This window comes from Pseudomonas sp. GM24 (assembly GCF_000282235.1).
GTDB lineage: Bacteria > Pseudomonadota > Gammaproteobacteria > Pseudomonadales > Pseudomonadaceae > Aquipseudomonas.
On record NZ_AKJR01000212.1, the window covers coordinates 1 to 3,602 of the forward strand.

Consider the following 3,602-nt stretch of genomic DNA (forward strand, 5'->3'; position numbering starts at 1 on the left):
GAAGATCAAAGGCAAAAGATCGCAGCCTGCGGCAGCTCCTACAGTTGTGATGTGCAGGTAGCTGCGCCAAGCGTTAAATCGCAGGCAAAAAAAACCCGGGTTCTGGGGGGTGAATCCGGGTTAAGACCATTAGGAGTAAAACAAAGGCACGCGGTCCCTTGGTACCTTTACCGGCGCGACACTTGGGGGAGATGTCGCCCGACAGTTCAAGTATTGATCAGTCTGGCGTGCAGTCCAGTTAGCCGGTCGGGGTTTTTAAACAAATTTGGAATACGTTTGCTTCAGTTGAGTTCTCATTGCGCCCAAAACGTTCTCAAAATGAACAAGAAACACAGATATGGTCGGATGATCCGTGCATTTTTGCGCAAGTTAGGCATAATACGCGGCTTCGAATTTTGACCCTTCAGACCTTTTCTTATGCACAAAGAACCTCGTAAGGTCCGTGAGTTTCGTCGCCGCGAGCAAGAAATTCTCGATACCGCGCTCAAGCTGTTCCTCGACCAAGGTGAAGACAGTGTCACCGTCGAGATGATTGCTGATGCCGTGGGTATCGGCAAAGGCACGATCTACAAGCACTTCAAATCCAAGGCCGAGATCTATCTGCGCCTGATGCTCGATTACGAGCGCGATTTGAACGAGCTGCTGCATTCGGCCGATGTCGACAAGGACAAGGAAGCGCTGTCCCGCGCCTACTTCGAATTCCGCATGCGCGACCCGCAGCGCTATCGCCTGTTCGACCGTCTCGAAGAGAAGGTCGTAAAAGGCAATCAGGTGCCGGAAATGGTCGAGGAGCTGCACAAGATTCGCGCCTCGAACTTCGAACGCCTGACCCTGCTGATCAAAGGGCGCATCAGCGAAGGCAAGCTCGAAGACGTGCCGCCGTACTTCCACTACTGCGCGTCCTGGGCGCTGGTGCACGGCGCTGTCGCGCTGTATCACTCGCCGTTCTGGAGCAATGTGCTGGAAGATCAGGAAGGTTTCTTCCAGTTCCTGATGGACATCGGCGTGCGCATGGGCAACAAGCGCAAGCGTGATCCGGAAACCCCAAGCAGCTGAGCCATTCAGCTGCCTTATTGCGCCATGATTTAGCTACATGACGCAGTACCGCAGGAATATACTCAGGCATAGGGCTTGCTAAAACTTGATTTGTAAGTCAAGTTTTAGCGGCTCGAAATTCTTTCGCCGGAGTGATCATGATCGTTGACCGTCAAGGCAGGCGTTTTCGCAATTTGCGGATCAGTCTGACTTCAGCCTGCAATTACGCGTGTACCTACTGCGTGCCTAACGGCAAGCGGCTGGTGGCTGCGCAGGATGAGCTGTCGGCTGAGGCCATGGCGCGTGGCGTGGCGTATCTGATCGAAGCCGCCGGCATCGAACGGCTGCGCATCACTGGCGGCGAGCCGCTGGTCAGCCCCAAGCTTGAATCGTTCATGACCGCTGTCGGCAAGATGGGCCTGGAAGACATCAGCCTGACCACCAACGGTCAACTCCTCGCGAAGAAACTCCCGTTGCTGGTAGATGCCGGTCTGCGTCGGATCAACGTGTCCCTCGATACCCTCGACGCCGGTGCTTTCCGCAGCATCGCCCGTGGCGGCGATCTGGCCACCGTGCTGGATGGCATGGATCAGGCGAAAGCGGCGGGGATGAAGATCAAGGTCAACATGGTGCCGTTGCGCGGGCAGAACCTCGATCAGGTCATGCCGCTGCTCGATTACTGCCTGGAACGCGGATACGAACTGCGCTTCATCGAATTGATGCGCATGGGCCACCTAGCCAAGGACAACAATGCGTTCCTGCAACAGTTTGTCAGTCTGCAGCAGCTGTTGGAGCTGATTGGCGAACGTTATGAGTACGCACAAACCGATGCGCCCGTAGACGCCACCGCCGTGCGTTACGCAATTCCCGGTCTTGGCAACTTTGGTGTGATCGCCAACGAAAGCGTGCCGTTCTGCCGGACGTGCTCGCGGTTGCGCTTGTCGTCGACCGGTTGGCTGCATGGCTGCCTGTCGTCGAGCAACCGCCACTATGTTGGTGATCTGCTCGACAAGCCGCGTCATCAGGCACTGCCGGCGCTTCAGCGTTTGCTGGTCAAAGCGTTGGGCGATAAACAGGAAGTGGCGTTCTCGGGCGGTGCTACCGTCATGAAGATTATCGGCGGCTGAACTTCCCTCATCGCTAGCAGGCTAGCTCCCACAGGTTGAACGCATTCCAAATGTGGGAGTGAGCTTGCTCGCGAAGGCGATCCATCATTCGCCAAAAATCCCGAGCTGGCGCAAAAGCTGCATCCAACGGCCATTCGCCGGTTTTCCGTCACCGGCCTCTGGAGGAATAGGATGCGTAGCCTGGTTTTGCTGCTGGCCGTTTTGGCGCTTGGCGGCTGTATGACTGTCAGCGATATGGCCGAAGGCACTCGCTACCAAATGAGCGACGCAGGCTTGCTGGACCACAGCGATAGCCGCCGCGTGAACAACTTCCGCATTCAGCCGGACTCGTTTATCTACATCGCTCAAGGCGCGTTCGCACCGCCGGGTGGTTCTTACCCACGGCCGAACGTTGTGGCTGAAGAAGCCTTCAAAGGCTTCGTCGAATACTTCCCGATGGTCCGCCGTGCCCGTGCGCCGGAAGGCCTCGATCAGGCGATGGGCGAAGCTCGCGATGCTGGCGCGCACTATCTGCTGTACACCCGCTTCGCCAAGGCTGACGACCGCATCGGCAACTCCGATGAATGGCTCGATGAAGAAGCGGTTGATCGTCTCGGCATCGACGGCGGCGTGATTCAGATCATGTTGATCGAGACCAGCACCCAGTATTTGATTGATACTGCACGGATCAAGAGTCGTGGCGGTTTACTGACGTTCCACGACAGCAAGCCCGAAGACCTGATCGGCCCGCCGCTGGCCCAGTACGCGCGCAGTCTGTTGGGAGTCGGCGACCAATAATTCAAGGAGAACGCCATGAGTGGCCCGCAAAAAGCCAATGACCTGTTGGGACAGATCCCGAAAACCAAAGGCCTGCCGCCGGTGCACTTGTGGAACCCGGACTTCTGCGGCGACATCGACATGCGCATCGCTCGCGACGGCACCTGGTATTACCTGGGCACTCCGATCGGGCGTAAGCCGATGGTCAAATTGTTCTCCACGATCATGCGCCGCGATGGCGATGATTATTTCCTGATCACGCCGGTCGAGAAGGTCGGGATCAAGGTTGATGATGCGCCGTTCGTGGCGATTGCGGTCGAGGTTGAAGGCGAGGGCGAGGCGCAGCTGTTGCGCTTCACCACTAACGTCGATGAAACCGCCGAGGCCGGGCCGGAGCATCCGATCCGCGTCGAGATTGATCCGACAACGCAAGAACCCGCGCCTTACGTGCATGTGCGTACCAACCTTGAAGCGCTGATCCACCGAAATGTGTTCTATCAACTGGTGGAAATGGCGGTCAGCCGCGAAATCGACGGGCAGCGTTGGCTCGGTGTGTGGAGTGGCGGCGAGTTCTTCCGCATCGGCCTCGAACCTTAAAAGATCGCAGCCTTCGGCAGCTCCTACATGGCGTACATCTGTAGGAGCTGCCGAAGGCTGCGATCTTTTTTTGTCGTTGACACCTAA

General features: G+C 57.1%; 4 protein-coding genes. All 4 read left to right on the forward strand.

Annotated features, from left to right (window positions below; all coding sequences use genetic code 11):
• Positions 1 to 417: 417 nt before the first annotated feature.
• The 4 genes from PMI23_RS22975 to PMI23_RS22990 all read left to right on the forward strand — a co-directional run bounded on the left by PMI23_RS22975 (position 418) and on the right by PMI23_RS22990 (position 3,515).
• Complete coding sequence (locus PMI23_RS22975) at positions 418 to 1,056, forward strand: TetR/AcrR family transcriptional regulator (RefSeq protein ID WP_007908276.1); 639 nt, start codon at positions 418 to 420, stop codon at positions 1,054 to 1,056.
• A gap of 137 nt (positions 1,057 to 1,193) precedes the next feature.
• The gene (locus PMI23_RS22980; RefSeq protein WP_007908278.1) at positions 1,194 to 2,162 is read left to right on the forward strand and encodes a GTP 3',8-cyclase MoaA; all 969 of its coding nucleotides are present in this window, start codon (positions 1,194 to 1,196) and stop codon (positions 2,160 to 2,162) included.
• 171 nt (positions 2,163 to 2,333) lie between these two features.
• Positions 2,334 to 2,939, forward strand: coding sequence for a DUF4823 domain-containing protein (locus PMI23_RS22985; protein WP_007908280.1), 606 nt, complete (start codon positions 2,334 to 2,336; stop codon positions 2,937 to 2,939).
• Between the two features lie 15 nt (positions 2,940 to 2,954).
• Positions 2,955 to 3,515, forward strand: coding sequence for a DUF1285 domain-containing protein (locus tag PMI23_RS22990; protein ID WP_007908283.1), 561 nt, complete (start codon positions 2,955 to 2,957; stop codon positions 3,513 to 3,515).
• Positions 3,516 to 3,602: the final 87 nt, after the last annotated feature.

Excerpts from the sequence above, each read along its gene's own strand:
- PMI23_RS22975 (WP_007908276.1), top strand. The coding sequence starts at position 418 with ATGCACAAAGAACCTCGTAAGGTCCGTGAGTTTCGTCGCCGCGAGCAA.
- PMI23_RS22980 (WP_007908278.1), top strand. The coding sequence starts at position 1,194 with ATGATCGTTGACCGTCAAGGCAGGCGTTTTCGCAATTTGCGGATCAGT.
- PMI23_RS22985 (WP_007908280.1), top strand. The coding sequence starts at position 2,334 with ATGCGTAGCCTGGTTTTGCTGCTGGCCGTTTTGGCGCTTGGCGGCTGT.
- PMI23_RS22990 (WP_007908283.1), top strand. The coding sequence starts at position 2,955 with ATGAGTGGCCCGCAAAAAGCCAATGACCTGTTGGGACAGATCCCGAAA.